This is a genomic window from Siphonobacter sp. BAB-5405 (genome assembly GCF_002872335.1).
Classification (GTDB): Bacteria; Bacteroidota; Bacteroidia; order Cytophagales; family Spirosomataceae; genus Siphonobacter.
The window spans coordinates 1-441 of sequence record NZ_NJAG01000224.1 but is presented as its reverse complement, the minus strand read 5'-3'; the positions used below and the strand labels follow the sequence as shown (position 1 = coordinate 441).

Genomic DNA, 441 nt, shown 5'->3' with positions numbered 1-441 from the left:
TATAGAGTGTATAAGCTTGTATGAGTTCATTGAAGCTATTAAACGTAGCAGGTAATCCTAAGGTACCAACAATATCTAAATAGGCTCCATCAATAACTCCACTAAAAAAAGCAAAATCTTTAGGAGTATAGTAAGGAGTCTGGTCTACATTATTGTCCCAGAAGCACTCTGGTATAATGCCCCATCGATTAGTCTAAATGAAGCCTCTTGGCATTTAGAATATAGTTTATAAATCTTTTTAAGCTTGTCAATCCAGCCAATGAATTCAAACGAGGTATAAGCCAAATTGATACTTGAAAAAGAAGAAGATGAAATATGCATTCCGCCTAATTCCGAAAGTACGTTATTTAAACCATCTTTAATACTAGCAAGTCTTACTGAACAAGTATTGTCAGTCGTTGCATTATTAAGTGTATTGATTCTAGATTCATTAGGAGCAGC

At 34.2% G+C, this 441-nt stretch carries 1 protein-coding gene; it reads right to left on the bottom strand.

Annotated features, from left to right (window positions below; genetic code table 11):
* Window positions 1–144: 144 nt before the first annotated feature.
* Window positions 145–441 (bottom strand): hypothetical protein (locus BWI97_RS27985; protein WP_158242906.1); only part of this gene is annotated, 297 nt, incomplete at its 5' end.